This is a genomic window from Stenotrophomonas maltophilia group sp. RNC7, assembly GCF_030910085.1.
Classification (GTDB): Bacteria; Pseudomonadota; Gammaproteobacteria; order Xanthomonadales; family Xanthomonadaceae; genus Stenotrophomonas; species Stenotrophomonas sepilia.
The window spans coordinates 1-318 of record NZ_JAVFVN010000408.1; the positions used below are offsets into that span (position 1 = coordinate 1).

The window sequence follows — 318 nt, forward strand, 5'->3', positions numbered from 1 at the left end:
TTAACTGATTTCAAATACTTTTCATCTTCACAATTTAAAGTATATGGCTTAACTAGAAGATAATTCACCTTATCATCTACTAGGTTTTTCATAAAGCCATGGGCCAGTTTATTATTGGTCTTGGTTTCATCTTCTACAGGGCTTTCGTCCTCATACCTTATCATTTTACGATCAAGGATATCGTTTTCAACTTTGTAGTAGTTTTCACCCTTAATCATAAGTTCGCGCTCTTTTGAAGCTTCGAACTCGTCTATGTAAATTTTTATAAGTTCTTCTTTTGTAAGCATATTGACACTATTATTAAACAAATTATCACCT

At 31.8% G+C, this 318-nt stretch carries 1 protein-coding gene; it reads right to left on the reverse strand.

Annotated features, from left to right (window positions below; all coding sequences use genetic code 11):
• On the reverse strand, positions 1-318 hold a 318-nt coding region (locus tag RCF13_RS06895; RefSeq protein WP_308141007.1), incomplete at both ends, for a phage portal protein.